Source organism: Pseudomonas sp. NPDC085632 (assembly GCF_044541255.1).
In the GTDB taxonomy this organism is placed as follows: Bacteria; Pseudomonadota; Gammaproteobacteria; order Pseudomonadales; family Pseudomonadaceae; genus Aquipseudomonas.
In genome coordinates this window covers 140,957-165,960 of the sequence record NZ_JBITSX010000006.1, presented here as the reverse complement: position 1 = coordinate 165,960, position 25,004 = coordinate 140,957, and the positions used below count along the sequence as shown (strand labels likewise).

Annotated in this window: 27 protein-coding genes; 19 read left to right on the top strand and 8 right to left on the bottom strand. The window is 60.8% G+C overall.

Annotation, left to right across the window (positions count from 1 at the left end; genetic code table 11):
- Window positions 1-9: 9 nt before the first annotated feature.
- From ssuD to ACIF4X_RS07825, 3 genes are all read left to right on the top strand, one after another.
- Window positions 10-1,155, top strand: a complete 1,146-nt coding sequence (gene ssuD, locus ACIF4X_RS07835) for an FMNH2-dependent alkanesulfonate monooxygenase (RefSeq protein ID WP_397481658.1) — start codon at window positions 10-12, stop codon at window positions 1,153-1,155.
- A gap of 76 nt (window positions 1,156-1,231) precedes the next feature.
- A complete protein-coding gene (locus tag ACIF4X_RS07830) occupies window positions 1,232-2,419 on the top strand; it encodes an acyl-CoA dehydrogenase family protein (RefSeq protein WP_397481657.1) in 1,188 nt (395 codons plus the stop codon).
- 39 nt (window positions 2,420-2,458) lie between these two features.
- On the top strand, window positions 2,459-3,562 hold the full coding sequence (locus tag ACIF4X_RS07825) for a sigma-54 interaction domain-containing protein (RefSeq protein WP_397481656.1): 1,104 nt from the start codon (window positions 2,459-2,461) through the stop codon (window positions 3,560-3,562).
- Here ACIF4X_RS07825 and ACIF4X_RS07820 read toward each other — a convergent pair.
- Window positions 3,559-3,924: an antibiotic biosynthesis monooxygenase gene (locus tag ACIF4X_RS07820; protein ID WP_397481655.1), complete on the bottom strand. Its 366-nt coding sequence runs from the start codon at window positions 3,922-3,924 to the stop codon at window positions 3,559-3,561. The two genes, ACIF4X_RS07825 and ACIF4X_RS07820, sit on opposite strands and share 4 nt — an antisense overlap.
- 92 nt (window positions 3,925-4,016) lie before the next feature.
- Here ACIF4X_RS07820 and soxR point away from each other — a divergent pair, with 92 nt between their 5' ends.
- The 4 genes from soxR to ACIF4X_RS07800 all read left to right on the top strand — a co-directional run bounded on the left by soxR (window position 4,017) and on the right by ACIF4X_RS07800 (window position 7,049).
- Complete coding sequence (soxR, locus tag ACIF4X_RS07815; RefSeq protein ID WP_397481654.1) at window positions 4,017-4,469, top strand: redox-sensitive transcriptional activator SoxR; 453 nt, start codon at window positions 4,017-4,019, stop codon at window positions 4,467-4,469.
- Between the two features lie 106 nt (window positions 4,470-4,575).
- Entirely contained in the window at window positions 4,576-5,034 is a 459-nt protein-coding gene (locus tag ACIF4X_RS07810; protein ID WP_397481653.1) for a VOC family protein, read from the top strand.
- A gap of 164 nt (window positions 5,035-5,198) precedes the next feature.
- Entirely contained in the window at window positions 5,199-6,074 is an 876-nt protein-coding gene (locus tag ACIF4X_RS07805; protein ID WP_397481652.1) for an alpha/beta fold hydrolase, read from the top strand.
- A 24-nt stretch (window positions 6,075-6,098) separates the two neighbouring features.
- The gene (locus tag ACIF4X_RS07800) at window positions 6,099-7,049 is read left to right on the top strand and encodes a LysR substrate-binding domain-containing protein (RefSeq protein WP_397481651.1); all 951 of its coding nucleotides are present in this window, start codon (window positions 6,099-6,101) and stop codon (window positions 7,047-7,049) included.
- 127 nt (window positions 7,050-7,176) lie between these two features.
- Here ACIF4X_RS07800 and leuD read toward each other — a convergent pair whose 3' ends face one another.
- Both leuD and leuC read right to left on the bottom strand, forming a co-directional pair.
- Window positions 7,177-7,791: a 3-isopropylmalate dehydratase small subunit gene (gene leuD, locus ACIF4X_RS07795; protein ID WP_397481650.1), complete on the bottom strand. Its 615-nt coding sequence runs from the start codon at window positions 7,789-7,791 to the stop codon at window positions 7,177-7,179.
- Complete coding sequence (gene leuC, locus ACIF4X_RS07790) at window positions 7,788-9,206, bottom strand: 3-isopropylmalate dehydratase large subunit (protein WP_397481649.1); 1,419 nt, start codon at window positions 9,204-9,206, stop codon at window positions 7,788-7,790. The genes leuD and leuC overlap by 4 nt, the downstream gene beginning before the upstream one ends.
- 406 nt (window positions 9,207-9,612) lie before the next feature.
- Here leuC and ACIF4X_RS07785 point away from each other — a divergent pair, with 406 nt between their 5' ends.
- The 8 genes from ACIF4X_RS07785 to ACIF4X_RS07750 are packed head-to-tail and all read left to right on the top strand — an operon-like array spanning window position 9,613 to window position 15,876.
- Window positions 9,613-10,812, top strand: coding sequence for a PepSY-associated TM helix domain-containing protein (locus tag ACIF4X_RS07785; protein WP_397481648.1), 1,200 nt, complete (start codon window positions 9,613-9,615; stop codon window positions 10,810-10,812).
- Window positions 10,809-11,351, top strand: a complete 543-nt coding sequence (locus ACIF4X_RS07780) for a thiamine pyrophosphate-binding protein (RefSeq protein ID WP_397481647.1) — start codon at window positions 10,809-10,811, stop codon at window positions 11,349-11,351. The genes ACIF4X_RS07785 and ACIF4X_RS07780 overlap by 4 nt, the downstream gene beginning before the upstream one ends.
- Window positions 11,348-11,689: a hypothetical protein gene (locus ACIF4X_RS07775; protein WP_397481646.1), complete on the top strand. Its 342-nt coding sequence runs from the start codon at window positions 11,348-11,350 to the stop codon at window positions 11,687-11,689. Before ACIF4X_RS07780 ends, ACIF4X_RS07775 begins: the two co-directional genes overlap by 4 nt.
- On the top strand, window positions 11,686-12,261 hold the full coding sequence (locus tag ACIF4X_RS07770) for a DUF6162 family protein (protein WP_397481645.1): 576 nt from the start codon (window positions 11,686-11,688) through the stop codon (window positions 12,259-12,261). The genes ACIF4X_RS07775 and ACIF4X_RS07770 overlap by 4 nt, the downstream gene beginning before the upstream one ends.
- A 35-nt stretch (window positions 12,262-12,296) precedes the next feature.
- A complete protein-coding gene (locus ACIF4X_RS07765) occupies window positions 12,297-13,226 on the top strand; it encodes a metal ABC transporter substrate-binding protein (RefSeq protein WP_397481644.1) in 930 nt (309 codons plus the stop codon).
- Entirely contained in the window at window positions 13,223-14,071 is an 849-nt protein-coding gene (locus ACIF4X_RS07760; protein WP_397481643.1) for a metal ABC transporter ATP-binding protein, read from the top strand. The genes ACIF4X_RS07765 and ACIF4X_RS07760 overlap by 4 nt, the downstream gene beginning before the upstream one ends.
- The gene (locus tag ACIF4X_RS07755; RefSeq protein ID WP_252874860.1) at window positions 14,071-14,970 is read left to right on the top strand and encodes a metal ABC transporter permease; all 900 of its coding nucleotides are present in this window, start codon (window positions 14,071-14,073) and stop codon (window positions 14,968-14,970) included. Before ACIF4X_RS07760 ends, ACIF4X_RS07755 begins: the two co-directional genes overlap by 1 nt.
- The gene (locus tag ACIF4X_RS07750) at window positions 14,971-15,876 is read left to right on the top strand and encodes a metal ABC transporter substrate-binding protein (protein ID WP_397481642.1); all 906 of its coding nucleotides are present in this window, start codon (window positions 14,971-14,973) and stop codon (window positions 15,874-15,876) included.
- A 201-nt stretch (window positions 15,877-16,077) separates the two neighbouring features.
- On the opposite strand, the gene ACIF4X_RS07745 is transcribed toward ACIF4X_RS07750, so the two are convergent.
- The 5 genes from ACIF4X_RS07745 to ACIF4X_RS07725 all read right to left on the bottom strand — a co-directional run bounded on the left by ACIF4X_RS07745 (window position 16,078) and on the right by ACIF4X_RS07725 (window position 20,577).
- Window positions 16,078-16,302, bottom strand: a complete 225-nt coding sequence (locus ACIF4X_RS07745; RefSeq protein ID WP_003226665.1) for an MbtH family protein — start codon at window positions 16,300-16,302, stop codon at window positions 16,078-16,080.
- 82 nt (window positions 16,303-16,384) lie between these two features.
- Window positions 16,385-17,797, bottom strand: a complete 1,413-nt coding sequence (locus tag ACIF4X_RS07740; protein ID WP_397481641.1) for an aspartate aminotransferase family protein — start codon at window positions 17,795-17,797, stop codon at window positions 16,385-16,387.
- 142 nt (window positions 17,798-17,939) lie between these two features.
- Window positions 17,940-18,425 carry a GNAT family N-acetyltransferase gene (locus ACIF4X_RS07735; RefSeq protein WP_397481640.1) on the bottom strand — a complete coding sequence of 162 codons (486 nt, stop codon included), beginning with the start codon at window positions 18,423-18,425 and terminating at the stop codon, window positions 17,940-17,942.
- Between the two features lie 149 nt (window positions 18,426-18,574).
- Complete coding sequence (locus ACIF4X_RS07730; RefSeq protein ID WP_397481639.1) at window positions 18,575-19,897, bottom strand: ATP-binding protein; 1,323 nt, start codon at window positions 19,895-19,897, stop codon at window positions 18,575-18,577.
- Window positions 19,897-20,577: a response regulator gene (locus ACIF4X_RS07725; protein ID WP_053122214.1), complete on the bottom strand. Its 681-nt coding sequence runs from the start codon at window positions 20,575-20,577 to the stop codon at window positions 19,897-19,899. Before ACIF4X_RS07725 ends, ACIF4X_RS07730 begins: the two co-directional genes overlap by 1 nt.
- A gap of 238 nt (window positions 20,578-20,815) precedes the next feature.
- Here ACIF4X_RS07725 and ACIF4X_RS07720 point away from each other — a divergent pair, with 238 nt between their 5' ends.
- From ACIF4X_RS07720 to dsbG, 4 genes are all read left to right on the top strand, one after another.
- Entirely contained in the window at window positions 20,816-21,508 is a 693-nt protein-coding gene (locus tag ACIF4X_RS07720) for a hypothetical protein (RefSeq protein ID WP_397481638.1), read from the top strand.
- Window positions 21,509-21,606: 98 nt separating this feature from the next.
- Complete coding sequence (dsbD, locus tag ACIF4X_RS07715; RefSeq protein ID WP_397481637.1) at window positions 21,607-23,340, top strand: protein-disulfide reductase DsbD; 1,734 nt, start codon at window positions 21,607-21,609, stop codon at window positions 23,338-23,340.
- A complete protein-coding gene (locus ACIF4X_RS07710; protein WP_397481636.1) occupies window positions 23,340-24,221 on the top strand; it encodes a prolipoprotein diacylglyceryl transferase family protein in 882 nt (293 codons plus the stop codon). Before dsbD ends, ACIF4X_RS07710 begins: the two co-directional genes overlap by 1 nt.
- Window positions 24,197-24,967 (top strand): thiol:disulfide interchange protein DsbG, encoded by a 771-nt coding sequence (gene dsbG / locus ACIF4X_RS07705; RefSeq protein WP_397481635.1) that lies wholly within the window; start codon window positions 24,197-24,199, stop codon window positions 24,965-24,967. Before ACIF4X_RS07710 ends, dsbG begins: the two co-directional genes overlap by 25 nt.
- Window positions 24,968-25,004: the final 37 nt, after the last annotated feature.

Genomic DNA, 25,004 nt, shown 5'->3' with positions numbered 1-25,004 from the left:
GAGCCGTTCATGGATGTTTTCTGGTTCCTGCCGACCCACGGTGATGGCCACTATCTGGGCACCACTCAAGGGGCGCGCCCGGTCACGCTCAACTATTTGAAACAAGTCGCGCAGGCCGCCGACAGCCTCGGTTACCACGGCGTATTGATTCCCACCGGGCGCTCCTGCGAAGACTCGTGGGTGATCGCCTCGGCACTGGTGCCGTTGACTGAACGTCTGCGTTATCTGGTGGCGATCCGTCCAGGGATCATTTCGCCGACGGTCTCGGCGCGCATGGCGGCAACTCTGGATCGCTTATCCAACGGCCGCTTGTTGATCAACGTCGTGACCGGAGGCGATCCGGACGAGAACCGTGGCGACGGCAGTTTCCTCAGCCACGCCGAGCGCTATGAAGTCACCGATGAATTCCTGAAGATCTGGCGCCGCGTGTTGCAAGGCGAAGCGGTGGATTTCGACGGCAAGCACCTGAAGGTGCAGAACGCCAAAGCGCTGTATCCGCCGGTGCAGAAACCCTATCCGCCGCTGTACTTCGGCGGCTCCTCCGATGCTGCACATGATCTGGCCGCCGAACAAGTCGATGTCTATTTGACCTGGGGCGAACCACCCGCCGCCGTCGCGGAAAAACTCGCTGACGTGCGCGAACGTGCGGCGCGGCATGGGCGCAAGGTGAAGTTCGGCATCCGCCTGCATGTGATCGTGCGCGAGACCGCCGAAGAGGCCTGGAAAGCGGCGGACAAACTGATCGAACACATCAGCGACGAGACCATTGAGGCGGCGCAGAAATCCTTCTCGCGCTTCGACTCCGAGGGTCAGCGGCGCATGGCCGCATTGCACGATGGCCGTCGCGATAACCTCGAAATTGCCCCGAACCTGTGGGCCGGCGTCGGTCTGGTGCGCGGCGGTGCCGGTACGGCGCTGGTCGGCGATCCGCAACAAGTGGCGGCGCGGATCAAGGAGTACGCGGATCTGGGCATCGAGAGCTTCATCTTCTCCGGTTATCCGCATCTGGAAGAGGCTTACCGCTTTGCCGAGTTGGTGTTCCCGCTGCTGCCCGAGCCTTACGCCAGCCTGGCCGGCCGTGGCGTGACCAATCTGACCGGGCCGTTTGGCGAAATGATTGCCAATGATGTGTTGCCCACAAAAACCTCGGCATAAACCGGATCTCTTGTGTAGGAGCGGCCCGAGCCTGCGGCAGCGCCTACACCGGCTGAGTGAATTCAGGAGTGTTGGTGTGACCGCCAAACCGCAAAGTACTTTGTTATCCCCATTGCAGACCGCCCGCCAACTGGCCGCCGAATTTGCCCTGACCGCCGTCGAACGCGACGAACGCGGCGGCACACCGAAAACCGAGCGCGATGCCCTGCGCGACAGCGGCCTGCTGGCCCTGAGCATTCCCACCCGCTACGGCGGCCTCGGCGCGAGCTGGAGCGAAACCCTGCAAGTCGTTCGCGAATTCGCCAAGGTCGATAGTTCGATCGCCCACGTGTTCGGTTTTCATCACTTGATGCTCGCCACCGTACGCCTGTTTTCCCGGCCCGAACAATGGCAGCCGTGGTTTGAACAGACCGCGCGGCAGAACTGGTTCTGGGGCAACGCGCTCAACCCGCTCGACACCCGCACCGTGGTCAAGGATCTCGGTGGCTGGCGCGAATTTTCCGGGAAAAAAAGCTTCTGTTCCGGCGCCAGTGATTCACAAATGCTGATCGCTTCAGCCGTCGATGAAAGCGCGGGCGGCAAGTTGCTGATCGCGGCGATTCCCAGCGGACGCAGTGGTATCACCCTGCACAATGACTGGAACAACATCGGCCAGCGTCAGACCGACAGCGGCAGCGCCACGTTTGAACGGGTGCGCGTCGAAGAATCGGAATTGCTCCTCGATCCCGGGCCGCTGAGCACGCCGTTCGCCTGCCTGCGGCCATTGATCGCGCAACTGACTTTCACGCATATGTTTCTCGGGATTGCCGAAGGCGCTTTCGAAGAGGCGCGGCAATACACCCTCAGCGAAACCCGGCTCTGGCACAAATCCTCGGCCCGCGATGTGCGTGAAGATCCCTACGTGCTCGCGCATTACGGCGAGTTCTGGGTGGCGCTGGAAGGCATTCGCCTGTTGGTCGAACGCGCGGCGACGTTACTCGATGAGGCCTGGGCCAAAGGTGTACATCTCAGCGTCGAAGAGCGCGGTCATGTCGCCACCGCGATCGCCACCGCCAAAGTCGCCGCCAGCCGTCAGGGCCTGGAAATCTGCAGCCGTTTGTTCGAAGTGACCGGCGCGCGCTCGACCCACGCCTCCCTGCGCCTCGACCGCCACTGGCGCAACCTGCGCACGCAGACCCTGCATGACCCGCTGGATTACAAACTCCATGAGCTGGGCGACTGGGCGCTGAACCAGTCGCTGCCGGTGCCGACCTTTTATTCCTGACCTGCCTGCATTTGAACTAAAAAAAAGAAGGACGAGCCCATGCAACTGCTGACCCTACCGCCCTCCCCCGCGCTGGCCACGTCGATTCGCGCCACCGCGCAGGTGTTCGAAGACCCGAAGTCCCAGGCCCTGCTTGCGCATTTGCAACAGGTCGCACCGAGTGAAGCGAGTGTGCTGATCATCGGCGAAACCGGTACCGGCAAAGAGCTGGTGGCGCGGCATATTCATAACCTCAGCAACCGTCGTCATCGGCCGTTTATCGCGGTCAATTGCGGGGCGTTTTCCGAATCGCTGGTGGAAGCGGAATTGTTCGGTCATGAAAAAGGCGCGTTCACCGGTGCGCTGAGTGCCAAGGCCGGGTGGTTCGAGGAAGCGGATGGCGGCACCTTGTTTCTCGATGAGATCGGTGACCTGCCGATGGCAATTCAGGTGAAGTTGTTGCGGGTTTTGCAGGAACGCGAAGTGGTGCGACTGGGCTCGCGCAAAAGCATTCCCATCGATGTGCGGGTGCTGGCGGCGACCAATGTACAGCTGGAAAAAGCCATCAATGCCGGCCATTTCCGCGAGGATCTGTACTACCGCCTCAACGTGGTCAATCTGGAACTGAGCCCGTTGCGCGACCGTCCCGGCGACATACTGCCGCTGACCCGCCATTTCATCGAAGCCTATAGCCAACGCCTCGGTTACGGGCGGGTCAGCATCAGCCCCGGCGCCGAGCACAAGCTGCGTGCTTACAGTTGGCCGGGCAATATTCGTGAACTGGAAAACGTCATCCACCACACCTTGTTGATCTGCCGCAACGGCGTCATCGAACGTGATGATTTGCGCCTGTCCAACCTGCGCATCGAACGCCCGGACGATCAGCACGCCAGCGCCGACGATTCACCGGAGGCGTTGCTGGAACAAGCCTTTCAAAAACTGTTCGGGCAACAGGCCGGCGCTTTGCACGAAAAAGTCGAGGACGCCCTGCTGCGGGCAGCGTATCGCTTCTGCCATTACAACCAGGTGCACACCGCAGCGTTGCTCGGTTTGAGCCGCAACGTCACCCGCACGCGTTTGATCAAGATCGGCGAACTGGCGGTGAACAAGCGGCGACTTACCGAAAATCTGCAGGGCGAGCGCCTGATCCAGTTGTCGATCTAGCCGACCAGGCGGCAGTGCAGCGCATCGTCGTGACTGCGGGCGATGCTGCTCAGCACCTGAAACGAATTGAAGGTGATGGTTTTCGCCTGATGGGTGTGAATCAATTGCCAGAAGTCCTGCTCGCCACTCTCAAAGCTGCGAAACGCCGCCTCCCCCGCCTCGCGGGATTGCCATTGCAGAAAACTCAGCACACGCCGGCCGTCATCGCTGGCCTGCACGCTGGCGCTGACGAAACCTGCATAACGTTGAGCCAGGCGCTCGGTCTGGATCGATAGTGCGGTCACCAGGGCTGGCTGCTGACGCGGTTCGATCTCGAACTCGATCAACTGGGTGAAGCTGCGGTTTTTCGCTGGTGCTTGCATGAAAGTCCCCACTTATCGGTAGACGAATCTTGCGACTCGAAGACCTGCAGGGTAAAACCTCTAGTTAAGTCAAGGTCAAGAGCATTTTTGCAATGATCACCAAGGAAACTTTGCACAAACAACTCACCGTCGGTGAAGTCGCAACGCGCAGTGGCGTCGCAGTCACCGCGCTGCACTTTTATGAATCCAAAGGCCTGATCAAGAGCCAGCGCAATGCCGGCAATCAGCGGCGCTATCCGCGCGAAGTACTGCGCCGCGTAGCGTTGATCAAAGTCGCGCAGCGGCTGGGGATTCCGCTGGCGGAGATTGGTGAAGCATTGAAGATCCTCCCGGATGATCGTGCGCCCAGCGCGGCAGACTGGAAAATCCTCTCACAGCAATGGCGGCGCGAGCTGGATGAACGGATCGAGCAACTGACGCTGCTGCGCGACCGACTCAATGGCTGCATCGGTTGTGGCTGTTTGTCGATGGAAGCCTGTCCGCTGCGCAATCAGGGCGATGTACTTGGCGAACAAGGCCCGGGGCCGCACTTTCCAAAAAATTGACTGCTCGTCGGGCAAAAATCTGCACGCCGAGGACGGTTCTATAGTGAATCTTCCACAAACCCGGTGGAGTCTTTGTCCCATAGAACAACAAATCAGGGAGAACGTCATGAGCGTCAAACCCATTCCCGAGGGGTATCACAGCATTACCCCGTATCTCGGCATCCACAAAGCGGCCGAGGCCATCGATTTCTATAAAAAAGCCTTCGGCGCCACCGAAGTCATGCGTCTGGCCATGCCTGACGGCGGCATCGGCCACGCCGAACTGCGCATCGGCGACAGCGCGATCATGCTCGGCTCGCCGTGCGATCAGGGGCCGTTGAGCAATCCTGATAAAGCCGTGTCAGTTGGTTTGCATCTGTATGTCACCGATGTCGACAAATCATTCCAACGGGCACTGGATGCCGGCGCGACGTCGGTGTCCGCGGTCAAGGATCAGTTTTACGGTGATCGCAGCGGGACGTTGAAGGACCCGTATGGGCATTTGTGGTTTCTCGCCTCGCGCAAGGAGGATCTGACTGAAGAGCAGATCAAGCAGCGGGCGATGGAGATGTTTCAGCAGGGTTGAGCATTTCAGCGTCTGGACCGGCCTCTTCGCGAAGGGGCCGGCACTGGCAACCCGAGCGTCATGAACACACTTCATGAACCTGCCCACCACGCTTTGCCCCTTGCCGCAAACGCCGGACGATTTCAGGATGCATCCACCCAGAACCCTGAAAAAGGATCAGTCCGATGTTTGCCGGATTCCGCAAAGACCAGCGCCACGTCAACGGCGTCGACATTGCCTACCGCCTCGGCGGCAGCGGGCCGGGCCTGTTGTTGTTGCACGGGCATCCGCAGACCCACGTGATCTGGCACAAGATTGCCGAACAACTGACCGAACACTTCACCGTGGTCGCCGCCGATCTGCGCGGTTATGGCGACAGCAGTCGGCCGGCTGCCGATGAACTGCACGTTAATTACTCGAAACGCGAAATGGCCCGCGACAATGTCGAGCTGATGCACTCGCTGGGCTTCGCGCAGTTTTCGGTCCTCGCCCACGACCGTGGCGCGCGGGTCGCCCATCGACTGGCGCTCGACCATCCCGCCGCCGTGCAGCGCATGATGCTGCTCGACATCGCGCCGACCCTGTCGATGTACGCGCAAACCAACGAAACCTTCGCCCGCGCCTACTGGCACTGGTTCTTTCTGATCCGCCCGGCGCCGCTGCCGGAAACCTTGCTCGAAGCCGATCCCGAAGCGTATTTACGCAGTGTGATGGGCAGTCGCAGCGCCGGGCTCAAGCCGTTTACCGATGCCGCCTTCGGCGAATACCTGCGCTGCCTGCGCCAACCGGGCAGCGCACGCGGCATCTGCGAAGACTATCGCGCCAGCGCCGGCATCGATCTTGAGCACGACCGCGCCGACATCGCCGCCGGGAATCATCTGAATCTGCCGCTGCGCGTGCTTTGGGGCGCTGAAGGCACGGTCGGACGGTGCTTCGATCCTCTCAAGGAATGGCAGCAAGTGGCGACCAACGTCAGCGGTCAGGCCTTGCCCGCCGGCCATTACATTGCCGAAGAAATCCCCGAACCGTTGCTCGCCGAAGCGCTGGCCTTTCTCCGTTGACCGGAGCCACTGGATCTCGGTGCTATGCTGGCGGCTTCTGCCGCCAGTGCTCGTTTTGACATGTCCCAGAAGAAAGACACCGTGCCCCTGCCCGAAGACCTGCGTGTGTTGCTCACCGTGATCCGCAAAAACGGCTTTGCCGCCGCCGCAGATGAACTGGGCCTGTCACCGGCCTATGTCAGCAAACGCATCCAGATTCTTGAAACGACCCTCGGCACTCGCCTGCTGCACCGCACCAGTCGTCGCGTCTCGCTGACCGAGGACGGTGAACGGGTGCAGCGCTGGGCGTTGCGCATTCTCGATGATTTCCAGCAACTGCACGACGAACTCTGCGACGCCCACGACAGCCCGCGTGGGCGTTTGCACCTCTGCAGCAGTTTCGGTTTCGGTCGCAATCACGTCGCGCCGGCGGTGTCGTTGCTGGCCGAACGTTATCCAGAACTGGAGATTCGCCTCGACCTGTTTGACCGGGTGGTGGACATCATCAATGAAGGCTTCGATCTGGAGATCCGCGTTGGTGACGACATTCCCGGCCAGCACATCGGTCGGCGTCTGGTCAGCAACCGGCGCGTGCTGTGTGCCGCCCCCGGTTATCTGCAACGTCGCGGTACGCCACAAACCCTGGACGAACTGCAACAGCACGACTGTCTGGTGATCAAGGAGCGCGACAACGCCTTCGGGATCTGGCATCTGGATCGCGATGACGGGCAAGAGAGCGTGCGGGTCAGCGGGCCGTTGTCGTCGAACAATGGCGAGATTGTTTTGCAGTGGGCACTGGACGGGCGGGGGGTGTTGTTGCGGTCGTTGTGGGATGTGAGGCCGTTGCTGGAGCAAGGACGCTTGGTGCAGGTGCTGGACGATTACAGCCAGAGCGCGAATGTCTGGGCGGTATACCCGACACGGCTGGCGCATTCGGGCAAGTTGCGCGCGTGTGTGGAGTTTTTGCAGGCGCATTTCAAAGGATTGTCGCTGTAATCCAGACACCCAGGTCCCACAAAGTCCTGTGGGAGCTGGCTTGCCAGCGATAGGGCCAGCATATCCAACACCTGTGCCGGCTGAACTGACGCCATCGCTGGCAAGCCAGCTCCCACGGGGTAGGCGTTCAGCCTAACCAAGGGTTGTTGGCCAGGTGCTCGCGTTCGAAATCTTTGATCTGTTCGCGGCGTTGCAGGGTGCTGCCGATGGCGTCCAGCCCCAAGAGCAATGCGGTTTTACGCAAAGTATCGATCTGGAACTCGAGCACGCTGCCATCCGCCAGGCCAATCTGCTGCGCCTCCAGATCGATGCTGATCCGCGCCGTTTCAGGCTGACTAACCAGCTGCCCGATGCGCTGCACCTGCGCCTCCTCCAGCGTGATCAACAACACGCCGTTACGCTGGCAATTGTCGTAGAAAATCCCGGCAAAGCTGCTGCCGATCAACGCGCGGATGCCCATCTGCTGCAGGCCCCAGACTGCATGCTCACGGCTCGATCCGCAGCCAAAATTGGCCCCGACCACAAGAAAGTTCGCACCTTTCCAGGCGGGCTGGTTCAGCACGAACTCAGGGTTGGGCGTGCCATCGCGCTGAAATCGAAGATCGAAAAACAATCCGCGATCCAGCCCTTTTCTATCGATACCCTTGAGAAACTGTTTGGGCATGATCACGTCGGTATCGACGTTCGCTGCCAGTAACGGCGCAGCCTGGCCGCTGACCAGAGTGAAAGGTTGCAGGCTCATGGGCGTACTCCAAAATGGCGGATATCGGTGAGTCGACCGCTGATCGCAGCGGCGGCAACCATGGCCGGGCTCATCAGATGAGTGCGCGCGCCGGCGCCCTGACGACCTTCAAAATTGCGGTTGGTACTCGACGCGCAGCGGTCGCCGGGCGCAAGTACGTCGTCGTTCATCGCCAGGCACATCGAGCAGCCGGACTGACGCCATTCGAACCCGGCGTCGATAAAGATCTGCGCCAGTCCTTCGGCCTCGGCCTGCGCGCGAACTTCGCTGGAGCCAGGGACAATCATCGCGCGTACATGCCCGGCCACTTGCTGACCGCGCACGACGCTGGCGGCATCGCGCAGGTCTTCGATCCGCGCGTTGGTGCACGAACCGATAAAGGCGTGGCTGATGACGATATCGCTGAGCGCCATGCCCGCTTCGAGACCCATGTAGTTGAGGGCGCGGCGCATGCCCTGGCGCAAGATCGGATCGCTGATCGCTTGCGGATCCGGCACCCGCGCACCGATCGCGGCGGCCTGATCGGGGCTGGTGCCCCAGGTGACCATCGGTTCCAGCACGCTGGCATCAAGGTGAACCTCGCGGTCAAACAGCGCACCGGGATCACTGCGCAGTTCGCGCCACTTCTTCACGCCCCGTTCCCACCGCTCACCTTGCGGCGCTCGCGGCTTGCCCTTGAGATAGGCGAAGACCTTGTCATCCGGCGCCATGAATGCGCCGCGCGCACCCGCCTCGACGGCCATGTTGCAGATGGTCATGCGCGCTTCGACGCTGAGGGCATCGATGGTCGAGCCGCAGAACTCGATCGCATAACCGCTGGCCCCGGACGCGCCGATGCGGCCGATCAGGGCCATGATCACGTCTTTGGACGTCAAGCCCGGTGCCAGGTCGCCGTCGACGGTCACACGCAGGCTTTTCAGACGTTTGTAGACCAGCGTCTGCGAGGCCAGCAGGTGTTCGATCTCGGAGGTGCCGATGCCGAAACCGAAGGCGCCGAGTGCACCATAGGTGGTGGTATGGCTATCACCGGCGGCGATGACCATGCCGGGCAGAATGAAACCCTGCTCGGGCGCGATCACGTGTTCAATGCCCTGACGCTTGTCGAGGATGTCCAGCAACTCGATGCCGAAGTCCCGGCAGTTCTCCGCCAGATACGACACTTGCCGGGCGCCGCCGGCATCAGGCATTGCCGCGACGCGCACAGGCGTGGTCGGGTTGACGTGATCGACCACCGCCAACGCCGTGCCCGGCCGCCAGACCTCGCGCCCGGCGGCACGTAAACCACTGAAGGCCTGCGGGCTGGTGTATTCGTTGATCACCTGACGATCGATATACAACAGAACATGGCCCTGATCGTCGAGGCGGCACACTGTGTGCGAATCGATGTGTTTGTCATAGAGGGTTCTGGCGGTCATCAAGGCGTTCACTCAGGCATTCGTGGTGATTTCCATCATAGGCAGCGCGGGTCGGCCATCAATTGGCAGAGAGTGATGGCGTGGATCATGAATCGTGTTTGATCTGCCGATCCGCAAACCCTGCAGGAGCTGTCGAGTGCAACGAGGCTGCGATCTTTTGATCTTGTTTTTTAAAGATCAGGATCAAAAGATCGCAGCGTGCCGCAGTTCCTACAGTGGGATCTGTCAAACCCTGCGAATTGGGAAACATTTGCTTTCATATCGCCTTTCGGGATTTTCCACGCTCATCCGTCCTATATAGATGCAGGCCGTTCGCGTAGGCAAAAGCCACGTCCGGTCTTTCGGGGTCTCCGTGCTGCGAAGCCCGTAGCTAAGCGCCCTTTCACCGCTATCAAGACGCGCAATCATGTCGAAGAAATCCCGCTCCAAACTGTGGTTCCTCGTTCATAGCTGGCTGGCGTTACCGATCTGGTTCTTCGTCCTGATCGTCTGTGTCACCGGCACACTGGCGGTGGTCAGTCAGGAAATCGTCTGGCTGGCCAACCCGCAGATGCGCGCCAGCCAGCCTGCGGACGATGCGCCGCTGCTCAGCTATGACCAGATCATGGCGGCGATCAAAAAAGCCGAACCGCAGACCCTCGTTGAAAGCATCAGTCGCCCCGACGAATCACACTTCGCGCTCGACGTTGCGGTCAGCTATCCGGACGGCCGCTCACAGACGGTCTACGTCAATCCTTACACCGGGGTGATCCAGGGCCCCGCGCCAACCTTCGATTTCAAAGCCTTCACCCGCGCCCTGCACGGCTGGTGGCTGGTGCCGTTCACCAACGGTTTCAGTTGGGGCTGGTATCTGGTGTCGTTCCTCGGCGTGCCGATGCTGGTCTCGCTGATCACCGGGCTGGTGGTCTACAAGCGCTTCTGGAAAGGTTTTCTGCGTCCGACCCTGCGCGTGCGTCATGGCGCGCGAATCTTCTGGGGTGACTTCCATCGCTTGTGCGGTATCTGGTCGATCTGGTTCATTGCGGTGATTTCCATCACCGGGATTTGGTTTCTGATTCGGGCGATTCTGTTCGACAACCAGATCGCCATCTCCAGCGAGCCGATCATTCCTGCCATGTCCCGCGAAAGCGTGCCGATCTCTGCCGCCGGCACGCCACCGCCACGGATCAGCCTGGACCGTGCAGTCGAGCTCGCTCAAGAGAAGATTCCGGGGCTGGAGGCCAGTTTCGTCAGCCTGCCGGGCAATGCCTACAGCCACATGAGCGTCGGCGGTCGCGGCTGGTATCCGCTGATGTTCCAGACCGCCACGCTCAATCCGTACAACGGCGATATCGCCGCTTCGCGCCTGCTGTCCGATCGCTCGTCGCTGGAGTTCGTCACCGAGTCCATGCGGCCGCTGCACACCGGCGACTTCGGCGGCATCTGGATCAAGCTGATCTGGTTCTTCTTCGGTTTGATCCTGAGCCTGATGATTCTCAGTGGTTTGTTGATCTGGACCAAACGCACCGCCCTGGCCACCGCCAATGCGCTGAAGCGCGAAGACAAGAAAAACCGCATCAAGGCACAACCGGCCATGAGCCGTGAAACCTCGGAGGCCAGCCTGTGAGCAAGTCCACTACCAAGGCACAGCCTTCTCGACTCGCACGCTTCTGGCACAAATGGCGCTTCCACATCAATGTCCTGCTGCTGTTGATCCCGCTGGGGTTCATGCCCAAGTACTTCGCCGACGCCTCGCTGTTTCGCGGTGACAGCGGCCTGGGCCAACATGAAATCGGCAATATTCAGGTCGGCCCCTGGAGCCTGCGCCTGGCCGAACTGCGCAACGAAGCGCCGGTGCTCACCGGCCCGGCCGGTTACATGAAAGATTTCAGCGCCGCCCTGTGCGATGCCTGTGTCGAGCAGGTCAAGGCCACCTACCTACGCATCGGCAAGCCACGCAGCCTGCGCGCCGCCGGTACGATTTTCTTCGGCACGCCTTACCGCATGGGCACGCAAATGCCGATCCCGGAGAAGACCAGAGCCGACGCCGAACTGTGGATCACCATGGAAGGCTGGGACGGCAGCATGCATCAGGCTTCGATTCCCCTGAGTCAGGCCTCCCCCGCCACCTTCGCCTGGCTGAACAAACAAGGAGTCAAACCATGACTTGCTCGCAACGCCCTTTCCGCCTGTGCCTGAAGGCCACGCTGCTGATGCTGTGCGCCGGCTTCAGTGCCAGTGCGCTGGCCCACAACCCGATGTGTGAATGCAAAGCCATCGACGCCGAGCAGATCAAATGCACCGGAGGGTTCTCCGACGGCAGCGGCGCACCGGGGGTGACCCTCGATGTGATTGGCTACGACGAAACAATCCTAGTGCCGGGCAAGCTCGGCAGTGACTCGACGCTGACCTTCAAGAAGCCTGGCGCCGAGTTCTACGTGCTGTTCGACGCAGGTCCAGGCCACGTTGTGGAAATCGACCAAGCGGATATCGAAGCACCATGAGTACGCCCACAACACAAATCGTGCGTCCGGCCGGCGCCGGTCATGAAACCCTCAATGTGCTGCTGTTATGCCTGTTGATTCTGGCAGTCGCCGGTTCTGTGGTCGCGTGGCGCGGGGTTTCCCATGAGCCGGAGCCGGTTGCGTCCAATCAACTCGACGCGCGCCGCGACCTCAGTGCCTCGGAACAAGGCATCTACGCCGACCTGCGGGTGACCCTCGATGAAATCCGCCTGCTGCGCGAAGAACAGCAAGCCCTGCCGACGCCGCAAAATCTGGCGGACGAAGGCTTTGCGCCGTTTGCCCAGGATGCGAGTTCGGTCAGCCGTGGCGGTCATGCCTGGCAGTTGCTGGCGAACACCGCGTATGTCGGTCAAAGCCGGAATCCGGCTGTCGCTGGCTCGTTCGTCATGCTGCTGAGTACCGACGACACGGCTGCGCCGGACATCTGGCTCAACCGTGATGCCGCCGCTCAAGCCCCTGCGCAACTGAATGCCGCGGCGCTGTCCGCTGCTGGCTGGAAACAGATCGTCGCGCAATACGATGCCGGGGTTACCCGTGAACATCGCCATTGATTCTTCGCCTTCCTCCGAGAGAAGACCGCTTGCCCATGTCTATTTCATCGCCTCGCCGTCCGTTGTTACGCCTGTTTCTCGTGGGCCTGTGTGCCTGCCTGCTGAGCCCGCTGGCCAGCGCCGATCAGGCCAAGCGCCTGCGCATCGGCATCACCCTGCACCCGTACTACAGCTACGTGGCGAACATCGTCGGCGACAAGGCCGAAGTGGTGCCGCTGATCCCCGCCGGTTTTAACCCGCACGCCTACGAACCACGGGCCGAGGACATCAAACGTATCAGCGGGCTGGATGTGATCGTGCTCAACGGTGTTGGTCACGACGACTTTGCCGACCGCATGATCGCCGCCAGCGAAACGCCGAACATCAAAACCATCGAAGCCAACGAAAACGTACCGCTGCTGGCAGCCACCGGGGTTGCCGCGCGCGGCGCCGGCAAAGTGGTAAACCCACACACGTTCCTGTCGATCAGCGCTTCCATCGCCCAAGTCAACAACATCGCTCGCGAACTGGGCAAACTCGATCCGGACAACGCCAAGGCCTACACCCAGAACGCCCGCGCCTACGGCAAACGCCTGCGCCAGATGCGCGCCGACGCACTGGCAAAACTGACTCAAGCGCCGAACGCAGAACTGCGCGTGGCCACAGTACACGCCGCTTACGACTATCTGCTGCGCGAGTTCGGCCTGGAAGTGACCGCCGTGGTTGAACCGGCCCACGGCATCGAGCCGAGCCCAAGCCAGTTGAAAAAGACCATCGACCAGTTGCGTGAACTGGACGTGAAAGTGATCTTCTCGGAGATGGATTTCCCCTCCACTTACGTCGAGACGATTCAGCGCGAGTCCGGGGTGAAGCTGTATCCGCTGTCGCACATTTCCTACGGCGAATACACCGCCGACAAGTACGAAAAGGAAATGACCGGCAACCTCAACACCGTGGTGCGGGCGATTCAGGAGTCTGGCGCATGACTTCGAAAGAAAACCTGATCGCCGACAACACCGAAAACCCTGTGGGAGCGAGCTTGCTCGCGAAGGCGCCGGATCTGCCGACATCATTGTTGAATGACACACCGCATTCGCGAGCAAGCTCGCTCCCACAGGTTTCGGGGCCGACGCTGGAATTTGCGGAGGTTTGTCTGACGCTGGGGCGAACCACGATTCTCGACAACGTCACCTTCCAGGTTCAGCCCGGCAGCGTACATGCCTTGGTCGGCCCCAACGGTGGCGGCAAGAGTTCGCTGATCAAGACCCTGCTCGGACAAATGCCGCATCAGGGCCAGCTCAGCCTGCAATGGCCCGGCGAACCCGGCACCATCGGTTATGTACCGCAGGCGTTGGAGTTCGATCGCGGTTTGCCTTTGACCGTTGACGATTTCATGGCCGCGATGTGTCAGCGACGCCCGGCGTTTCTCGGTTTGAGCAAGCGTTACACCGGCGCCATTGGCGATGCGCTGGAACGCGTCGGCATGCAGGACAAACGCAAGCGGCGTATGGGTGCGCTGTCCGGCGGGGAACGGCAGCGGGTGCTGCTCGCGCAAGGTTTGATTCCGGCGCCGCAATTGCTGGTGCTGGATGAGCCGATGTCAGCCCTCGATGAAGCCGGGATTCAGGTCTTCGAACGCCTGCTCGGCGACTGGCGCGCGGCGGGCATCACCGTGTTGTGGATCGAGCACGATCTGGAAGCGGTCGGGCGCCTGGCCGATCGGGTCACCGGCCTTAACCGTCGTGTGCTGTTCGATGCCACGCCACAACAGGCGCTGACCCCGGAACGACTGCTGACGCTGTTCTCGACCCATCCACGGAGCGCTGCCTGATGAATTACGAAGCCTTTCGTTTGATGGTGCAAGGCTGGGCGTCGTCCGGCTATCTGCCGGAAGCACTGGCCTACGGTTTTGTGGTCAATGCATTGCTTGCCGGCCTGTTGATCGGCCCGGTGCTCGGCGGCCTCGGCACGCTGGTGGTGGTCAAGCGCTTCGCGTTTTTCTCCGAAGCGGTGGGCCACGCGGCCCTGACCGGCGTGGCCATCGGCATACTGCTCGGCGAACCCTACACCGGCCCCTATGGCAGCCTGTTCGGTTATTGCCTGCTGTTCGGCATCCTGCTCAATTACCTGCGCAACCGTACCGGCCTGGCACCGGATACTTTGATCGGCGTGTTTCTGTCGGTGTCGCTGGCACTGGGCGCGAGTCTGCTGTTGATTCTGGCGGGCAAGATCAACGTGCACATTCTCGAGAACGTGCTGTTCGGTTCAGTGCTGACGGTCAACGGCAACGATCTGGCGGTGCTGGCCATCGTCGGCTCGCTGGTCATGGCATTGGCGCTACCGCTGTACAACCGCATCATGCTCGCCAGCTTCAATCCGCAACTGGCAGCCGTGCGTGGAGTGGCGGTGAAGACCCTGGATTATCTGTTCGTGATTCTGGTGACGCTGATCACCGTGGCGGCAGTGAAAGTCATCGGCGCGATTCTGGTCGGTGCACTGCTGGTGATCCCGGCCGCGGCGGCACGGTTGCTCAGCCAGTCACTCAAAGGGTTCTTCTGGTGCTCGGTGTTGATCGCCACGGTCAGCACGTTGTGCGGGATTCTTGCGCCCATCGTGTTCGATCTGCCGATTCCGTCCGGCGCCGCAATCATTCTGGTCGCCGGTATTGCCTTTGCCCTTGCCGCCATTGCGCGCGGGGTTGTCCCGAGTCTGAAAGGGAATCTTGGATAAATGACTTTTTCAATTCGCAAACTGACGCTGGCCATGACCCTGTGCGGCGTGGTCTGCACCCCGTTGATGGCTGCCGAAAACGGCAAACCGCTGCGAGTGCTGGCCTCGTTGCCGATCACTTATGGCCTGGGCGAAGTACTGCTCAAAGGCACTGACGTGAACCTCGAACGTGCGGCACCGGCGAACTTGCCGGGCAGCCGCCAAACTGCTTATTTCACCGGTCGCGGTGCGCCGGCACTGAGCAAACTGGCAACCGGCGCCGATGCGGTGATAGGCGTGCGTTCGCTGTGGGCGGATGATCCGCTGTACCCGATCGCCCGTCGCAGCAATATTCGTATTGTCGAGATCGACGCGGCGCGCCCGGTGGATGGCGCCCTGCCCGGCATAGCCGTACAACCGGATCTGAAGATCGATGGCTTGAACAGTCAGCCATGGCTGGCCAGCAACAACATGGGGCGCATGGCGGATGTGATGGCGGCGGATCTGGTGCGCCTGGCACCGGGTGACAAGCCTGCAATCGAAGCGAATCTGGCAGCGTTGAAGCAGCGTTTGTTGAAGCTCAGTGCCGACAGTGAGGCGCGACTGGCGAGTGCAGACAACCTGAGCGTGATGAGTTTGAGCGATCACTTTGGCTATCTGATCGGTAGCCTCAATCTGGAGCTGATCGGCGAGGATCCACGGCCGGATGCGGAGTGGACGCCGGAGGATCTGAAAAAACTCACGGCTACGCTCAAGGACAATGATGTCGGGGTGGTGCTGCATCATCGCCAGCCGTCGGAGCCGGTGAAAGCGGCGATTGCCGAGTCGGGTAGTCATCTGGTGGTGTTGAGTACGGATGCGGCGGATCCGGTGGCGGAGCTGGAAGGCAATGTCGATTTGCTGCTCAAGGGCTTGAGCGGGGCTTAATTTCAGCTGAAACCGCGTTATCGTTCATCGCTGGCAAGCCAACTCCCACAGGGTTCTCGGTGAACGCAGATTTTGTAATCACCAAGATACCTGTGGGAGCTGGCTTGCCAGCGATGGGGCCCTGGAAGGCAACACAAATCCAAGGCAAGAAAAAACCCGCTGACTGTTACCAGTCCAGCGGGTTTCTTTTTGCCCGGCCGCTTATTGCGCGGCGGCCTGCCCTTCCATCTTCTGGCGCAGGCTCAGCGGACGCATGTCAGTCCAGACTTCTTCGATGTAGGCCAGGCATTCCTTTTTCAGGCCGCTCTTGCCCACGGTGCGCCAGCCTTCCGGCACGGCTTTGTAATCCGGCCAGATCGAGTATTGCTCTTCGTGGTTGACCACGACCTGAAAGAGGATGTCCTCGCGGTCGAATACTGACGTCATGCTGGTTCTCCATCGTTGTAAGGTGGGCTGCACGAGGGGCGCAGCCGGGTATGTAGAAAGAACGTTCGGCGCGGCGAAAAATTTACAACGCAGCGGTGGCAGCGGCCAACGCGCGACCAAAGATTTCGGCAACACGGTCGATTTCAGCGGCGGTGATCACCAGCGGCGGCAGAAAACGCACCACCGCGCCATGCCGACCGCCGAGTTCCAGAATCAGGCCCCGCTTGAGGCACTCGCGTTGTAGCAGCGGCGCCAGTCGCGCGAACGCCGGCGGATGACCGAGCGCATCGGGTGTGCCGTTCGGCTCGACCAGCTCTACCCCGAGCATCAGGCCACGACCACGAATATCACCCAGTTGCGGGAAGTCGCGTTGCAGGATGCGCAGGTGCTCGCTGAGGCGCTCGCCCATGGCAGCAGCGTGCTCGCAGACCTTGTGCTCAACCAGATAACGCATCACCGCAGAGCCTGCCGCCATGGCCATCTGATTGCCACGGAACGTGCCGGCGTGCGCGCCCGGCTGCCAGGTGTCGAGCCAGTCGCGATAGACCACCACGGCCAACGGCAGGCTGCCGCCGATGGCTTTGGACAGCACCACCACATCCGGGGTGATGCCAGCGTGTTCGAAGGCAAACATCTTGCCGGTGCGGGCGAAACCGCTCTGGATTTCGTCAACAATCAGCGCCACACCGGCCTTCTCGGTAATCCGGCGCAAGCCGCGCAGCCACTCGATGTCCGCCGGAATCACGCCGCCCTCGCCCTGCACCGCCTCGACAATCACCGCTGCAGGCAATTGCACGCCGGCTTCCGGGTCGTTGAGCAGGTTTTCCAGGTAACTCAGATTGGCCTTTACGCCCGCCGCGCCACCAAGGCCGAACGGGCAACGGTAGTCATACGGGAACGGCATGAACTGCACGCCACTGCTGAGCAGCGCACCCAGCGGCTTTTTCGGCCCGAGGCTGCCCATCAGGCTCAACGCACCCTGACTCATGCCGTGGTAACCGCCGGAGAACGACAGGACCGTGCTGCGCCCGGTCGCTGTACGCACCAGTTTCAGCGCCGCTTCCACGGCATCAGTGCCGGTCGGGCCACAGAACTGGATTTTCGCTTCAGCCGCAAGGGCCGAAGGCAGCAGAGCGAAGAGATCCTGGACGAACTGATCCTTGACCGGCGTGGTCAGGTCGAGGGTGTGCAGTGGCAATTCATCGGCGAGTACCTGCTGGATCGCTTCGATTACCACCGGGTGATTATGCCCCAGCGCCAGCGTGCCGGCCCCAGCGAGGCAGTCGATGAACGTGCGCCCTTCAACGTCTTCGACATACAGGCCTTTGGCGCGCTTCAGTGCCAATGGAATACGTCGTGGATAGCTGCGCGCGTTGGATTCCTGCCGGGCCTGACGAGCCAGCAATGGCGATTCGTTGAACTGGTACAGCGTTTCGGCCGGCGCCGAGGTAACCCGGGCCGACGACTCTTCGATAAGGCTGGTGGCGACTGACATCTCTCGACCCCTCAATTGGCTATGGATAGTGACCAAAACAGCACACCGGACAGGTGCGCATTCCGATCGCGGGGCGCACTTGCAGGTTTTCCTGTTCTGGAAACGCTTAAGGGGCCTGAGGATTTAGCCCGTGATCGAGTTGTCAGCCCGACACTGCTAATGACTTGTGCATGGGCAGGCTCTGCAAGCCTTGGTATTGGAGGGCTGGCGCTGACTCGCGGTAGCCGAGACGGCGATAAAAAGCGCGACCGGTGCGTGTGCTGTTGAGGTCAGCGTGAGGAACTCCGCGAACCCGCAACCAGCCCTCCAGATCCTGCATCAGCGCCCGCCCGACGCCACGACGAAAGGACTCCGGCTGCACGTAACACAGCGAAATATCGCCGCGGGCTTGTGCCATACCGACGCCGACCGGTTTGTCCGCCAGCAATGCGATACACAAATAGAAGTGCGGGTCAGCGAGCCGGGCACCGATGAAGTCGGCGGATTGCTGGCCGATCCATGTGCTGACGAGTGACGGATCATTACGGTGGTCGAGCGCACAACCGATGCGGATCGAACGCTCGATGATGCGGCTGATAATGCCGGCGTCGGCCAGTGTGGCCGAGCGAATGCAGATGGGTGCTTCCATGGCACAGTTCCCTCAATCCATTGAGTCAAAGCTGCGTTGACCTTACCCCCACCCGGGCCGGATAGCGAACGCCGAGAAGTTACATTTGATGTGCCAAAACACCTTCCCCTGGGAGCGAGCAGGCTCGCTCCCAGGGATGTGCGGTGAATTCAGACTGGCTGCAACGGCATGGTCAGTTCGACGCGCAGGCCATCCGGGCGGCTGTCGAAATGCAGGGCGCAGTCACAGCGCTGGACGATCGCCTGAACAATCGCCAGGCCGAGGCCGCAACCGGTGCTTTGGCCGTTGCGCCAGAAGCGTTGAGTCAGGTGTTGAAGGTCATCCGGCGCAATCCCCGGCCCGTGGTCGCGCACGACAAAACGCACGCGGTTGCCAATGGTTTCCAGGTTCAGCTCAACCGCACAGTCCTCAGGTGTATGGCGCAGGGCGTTGTCGAGCAGATTGCGCAGCGCCGCAATCGACAGCACCGCCGGCATCTGCAGCGGTGCAGCAGAAAGCTCAGCCGGCAGTTGCAGCTTGATGCGCAGGCGCTCGCCCCCCGTGGCGTCCTGAATCGCCAGGCGTGCCACTTGCTCGGCACTGCATTGCGAACCGTCATCGAACGACAGACTGCCCTCGACCCGCGCCAGCAACAGCAGTTGCTCGAGGGTGCGATGCAAGCGATCGGCGCCCTCCTCGGCCCGTGCCAGCGACTGATCTCGAGCGCTGCCATCGGTCATGCGTGCGACTTGCAGGTGCGTCTTGATCGCCGTCAGCGGGCTGCGCAGTTCATGCGCCGCGTCACCGGTCAGACGGCGCTCACGCTCGATGGTCTTGCCAATGCGCTGGAACAACTGGTTTTGCGTTTCAAGCAGCGGCTTCAATTCGCTGGGGAAGGTCTGGATCTGCAACGGCTCGAGCGAATCGGCATTGCGCCGCATCAGTGCTTCACGCAGACGGTTGAGCGGCGCCAGTCCCTGGCCGATGCCCAGCCACAGCAGACACAGACAACCGAGCAACGCCACACCCACCGGCACCGACGCCGCCAGTAGAATCGACATGTTCAGGGCTTCGCGCTCGATCTGCCGGTCGGCGGTGGTAATCCGCACATCGCCCCGGGCGAGGGTGAAGCTGCGCCACGGTGCGCCGTCGATCATCTGGTCATGGAAACCCATTTTCTCCGCTTCCAGGGCTTGTTCGGGGTTGTTGTGGCTGCGCGCGAGAATTTCCCCGCGCAAGGAACTGACCTGACACGCCATGCCACCGGGGATATTCAGTTGTTCGGCACTGAAATGGGTGCCCTCGCCTTTGCTCGGCAGTGTCGGCAGCTGTTCCAGCAGCCCGGCAACCATGCGCGCCGACGCCACCAGACGCTGGTCGAGGGAGAACATCATCTGATTGCGCAGGTCACTGAGCATCCAGGCCGCCGCCAGCGCCCAGATCAGCGCGAACGCAGCGCCGAGGGTCAGGCTCAGGCGCAGTCGCAGACTCATCACTTGCCTTGATCTCCACCGTCAGCCGGGCCGAGGCGATAGCCCAGACCACGCACGGTTTCGACGATGCCTTTACCCAGTTTGCTGCGCAGGTGATGGATATGCACGTTCAGCGCGTTGCTTTCCAGTTCATCGTTGAAACCGTAGACACTGTCCTTCAACTGTTCGGTGGACAGCACCCGACCACGATTGTGCAGCAGCGCCTGCAACAGCGATTGCTCGCGGCGCGACAAATCCACCGGTTGCCCGGCCAGCATGGTTTCGCGGCTGCTCGGGTCGTACGTCAGCGCGCCGTGCTCAATCAGGTTGACACTGCGTCCGGCGACCCGCCGCAACAAGGTTTGCAGACGAGCAAACAGTTCACGCAGATCGAACGGTTTGAGCAGGTAATCGTCAGCCCCGGCCTGCAAGCCATCGACACGGTCGGTCACCGAGTCGCGCGCGGTCAGAATCAGCACCGGGATTTCCAGGCCACTCTGACGCAATTGTTGCAGCAATTTGAGGCCATCTTCGTCGGGCAGGCCGAGATCAAGGACCATCACGTCGAATTCAGCCACCTTGAGCATCGCCCGCGCCTTCGACGCGGTGTTGACGTGCTCGACCGTCAGCCCTTGAGCCGTCAGGCCAGCAACGATGCCACTGGCAATCAGCTCATCGTCTTCGCAAACCAGTACGTGCATGGATGCTCCGTGGATAAAAAAGGCGAGTGAAGCAGGCGAGGATTAAGCGGCAATTATGGCCGTCACCGGCGCTTACGGAAAGCCGGGCATAAACATCGGGGCGCCACCTGACGCAGGGACTCACCCGGCGCTGAAACTTTCCCACTAATAAAGAAACAGTTTCTCCCTATGTAATAACCCTTCGATCATTTAGTTTTCGACTGGCAACCACCGACAACTTTAAAGGGACTTAACAAACATGCCTCAACTAAAAAACTTCGTCGCGATCGATTGGCGCTCCGGCCCCGACCGTATTTATTTCTTCTTCAAGAACAGCGACACCTATTCCCGATTCGATCTCGGTGACAATAAGGTATCCGCCAACTATCCCGCATCGGTCGACGGTAGCTGGGACAGCTTTGACCCCTATGCCAAAGACTTGCGTTTTGGACTGACAACCACTTCATTCGGCTGGAACACCCCGTCCGATGAAGATATTGCCTGGTTGTTCTTCTATCAGGGAACAATACCCATGGTGTGTAAATACAACCAGGACAAGGACAAGGTCGATGCTTTCTATAAAGTTTCCGATTCGATCTGGAAGCCGATATTGCCCTACTTCGACAAGATCATCGCCGGCACCTGGTTCCAACTGACCGGTCACCCGTTTCTGTTCAGGTTCATCCTGAACGACGGGCACTATCTATCGTTTAACTACAAAGCAAAGACCCTGACTTACAAATCCTTCGGGGACTATCAACTTGGCGCGCTGATACCGTACAAGGACCGCATCATCACGGCAGCGCAAAATGACCGGACTTTCGCCGACAGCTACTGGTACATCTTCCTGACCGACAACCAATACCTGACTTACAACATTCAGTCCGACCGCCTGGTCTCCGGCCCGCAAACCGTCAATGACACGAACTGGCCCGGACTGCTGCGAGGCTGATTGGCCGAAGCCCGGAGGGCCTTGTAGGATACGGTTAATTATCGGTTAATCGCAGCCGCCCATTCTGCGCCTCACTTGCACAGGGACAAGGCTCCTCCATGCGTCATTTTTTTCTATTGTTTGCTCTGCTGATGTCCAGCCTGGCCCAGGCGGGGAATAATCCATTTGAGACAAAACCGGAGTTTCTGCCGGTCGACCAGGCATTCGTGCTCACGTCCGAACGCCTGGAATCCGGTGAAACGCAGTTGTTCTGGCAAATCACCGACGGTTACTACCTCTATCAGAAACGCCTGAAATTCGACGGACTGAGCGCAGCACAGCAGCCGACACTGCCTGAAGGCGAATCCCACAGCGACGAGTTTTTCGGAGAGCAACCGGTCTATCGCCAAGGGCTGGAAGTGAAAATCCCGGCGGCAGCCACGGGGCAGATCAAGGTCAGCTATCAGGGCTGTGCCGATGCCGGCCTGTGCTATCCGCCGCAAACCCGGGTGATTGACCTGGGCGGCAAAGCGGCGGTGGGCGCAAACGCTGAAGCACCGGATCAAGCCTTGGCCAGTAGCCTGCAACAACGGGCGCTGGGCTGGAGCTTGCTGGTGTTTTTCGGCCTCGGTCTGTTGCTGGCATTCACGCCTTGCACATTGCCAATGCTGCCGATTCTGGCCGGCATGGTGGTCGGCAGTGGTGCTACCCCGCGTCGCGGTTTCGCGCTGGCCGGCAGTTATGTGATCTGCATGGCCCTGGTGTATGCCGCGATGGGCGTGATCGCCGCGCTGCTCGGCGCAAACCTGCAGGCGTGGTTGCAGAATCCGTGGCTGCTCGGCACGTTCGCCGCGATCTTTGTGGTGCTGGCCTTGCCGATGTTCGGTTTCTTTGAACTGCAATTGCCGGTGGCCCTGCGCGATCGTCTTGAACACGCCTCGCGCAGTCGCAGCGGTGGCAGCCTGATTGGCGCCGGGGTCCTCGGTGCCTTGTCCGGTCTGCTGGTCGGCCCGTGCATGACCGCGCCGCTGGCAGGTGCGTTGCTGTACATCGCGCAGAGCGGCAATGCCTTGCACGGTGGTTTGATTCTGTTCTCGCTGGGCATCGGCATCGGTGTGCCATTGTTGTTGCTGGTGACCGTGGGCAATCGCTTCCTGCCCAAACCCGGTGCCTGGATGAACCTGCTCAAAGGCGTATTCGGTTTCCTCTTCCTCGCCACGGCGCTGTTGATGTTGCGTCCGGTGCTGGATGCATCGTTGTGGCTGGGCCTGTGCGGTGCATTGCTGTTGATCGCTGCGTTCTGTGCCTGGAAACAGTCCGAAGGTTTTGGCCGAGTGGCCCAGTTGTTCGGCGCCAGTTCGCTGTTGCTCGGGCTGTGGGGCAGTGTGCTGGTGATTGGCGCGGCGGGCGGCAGCGATGATCTGTATCAGCCGTTGCAGGTCTACAGTGCCGGCCGCGTCGGGACTGCAGCGCCATCGGCTCATGACGCGTTCATCACGATCAAGGAGCCGGCGGCGCTGCAAAGTGAACTCGATGCCGCCAAAGCCAAGGGGCAGTGGGTACTGCTCGACTACTACGCAGACTGGTGCGTGTCGTGCAAGGTCATGGAGAAGCAGGTGTTCGGCAAGGACAAAGTCATGCAGGCATTGAGCGACGTGCGCCTGCTGCGGCTCGATGTCACCGCCGACAACGCCGCCAGCCGTGAATTGCTCAGCCGCTACAAGGTGCCGGGGCCACCGAGCTTCGTCTGGATCGGCACCGATGGCGAAGAACGCCGCAGCCAGCGCATCACCGGCGAAGTCGATGCCGAGACGTTTCTGCAACGCTGGGCCACCACCCGGGACGCCAATTAATGCTGACTTTCACTCTCGGTACTTTTGCGATTGCGCTTAATCACCTGCTGCTGATCAGTGCCCTGGCGCTGGCGACTTTTGTCGGCTGGCGGGTGGCCAAGCGTGGCGACGATAACCCCGAGTCGGCATTGTTCAGCCTGTTTCTGCTGGGCATGCTCGCAGCGCGAATTGCCTTTGTGCTGCTGTACTGGTCGCACTATCGCAATGACCCATGGCAGATCATCGATCTGCGTGACGGTGGTTTCCTCGCCTGGCCGGGTGTGATCGTGCTGTTGCTGGTGGCGCTGTATCGCGGCTGGCGCCGTCCGGGCTTGCGTCGCCCACTGGGTTTTGGCGTGGCCAGCGGTGTGGCGTTCTGGCTGCTGGCGACACTGTCGTTGAACATCTATGAACAAGGCAGCCGATTGCCGGACATCTCCCTGCGCAATGCCGCCGGAGAAACCATCCAGCTCAGCGACTATCAGGGTGGCCCGTTGGTGATCAATCTATGGGCGACCTGGTGCCCGCCGTGCCGGCGCGAAATGCCAGTCCTGGAGAATGCCCAGCAACAACGCCCGGACCTGACCTTCCTGTTCGTCAATCAGGCCGAAAGCATGCAAAGCGTGGCGACGTTTCTGGAAACCCAAGGCCTGAGCCTCAACAACGTGTTGTTTGACCGCAGCGGTCGCCTCGGTCAGGCCGTGGGTTCCATGGCATTGCCGACTACGCTGTTCTATAGCCCTGACGGTCGGTTGCTGAGCAGCCACCTGGGCGAGTTGTCCAACGCCAGCCTGGCGCGCGCGCTGGAAAACTTCGACACCCCGACCCCGAATTCGAACCCGGCCACTGCACCGGCCACCTCTGCAAGGAAACTGCCATGCCCCGCCTCCGCCACCTGCTGACGCTGACTCTGGGCACCGCCCTGCTGCACTTGCCGTCGGTGCAGGCTGCTGAAGAGTTGCCTGCGGCGATCAAACAGATCGAAGCCAAAGGCGCGAAAATCGTCGGCCAGTTCGATGCGCCCGATGGCCTGCGCGGTTATGCGGCGCAATATCAGAACCGCGGCATGGCGCTGTACCTGACCCCGGATGGCAAGCACGTTTTGCTCGGTAATCTGTACGACGCCGACGGCAAGGATCTGAGCAGCGAGTCGCTGCAAAAACTGGTCTACGCGCCAATGGCCAAGGAAGTCTGGGCGAAGTTCGAGGCGAGCAACTGGATTCAGGACGGCAACAAGGATGCACCGCGCACGGTGTACCTGTTCAGCGACCCGAACTGCCCATACTGCAACATGTTCTGGGAACAGGCGCGGCCGTGGGTCAAGTCCGGCAAGGTGCAGTTGCGGCACATCATGGTCGGCATCATTCGCGAAGACAGCCCGGGTAAATCGGCGGCGCTGCTGGCGGCAAAAGATCCGGCCAAGGCCCTGGAAGATCACGAAAAGGCTGGCAAGGGCAGTTCGCTAAAAGCGCTGAAAGATATTCCAGCGGCCGTGCAGAGCAAACTGGCGGCGAACATGCAGTTGATGGAAGACCTCGATTTGCAGGCGACGCCGGCAATCTTCTATATGGATGACAAGGGCGAACTGCAACAGCAGCAAGGCGCGCCTTCGCCGGACAAGCTGGCGAAGATTCTCGGGCCTAAATAAAATCTATCCAGTTCTAAATTTGAGGAGATCAAAAAAG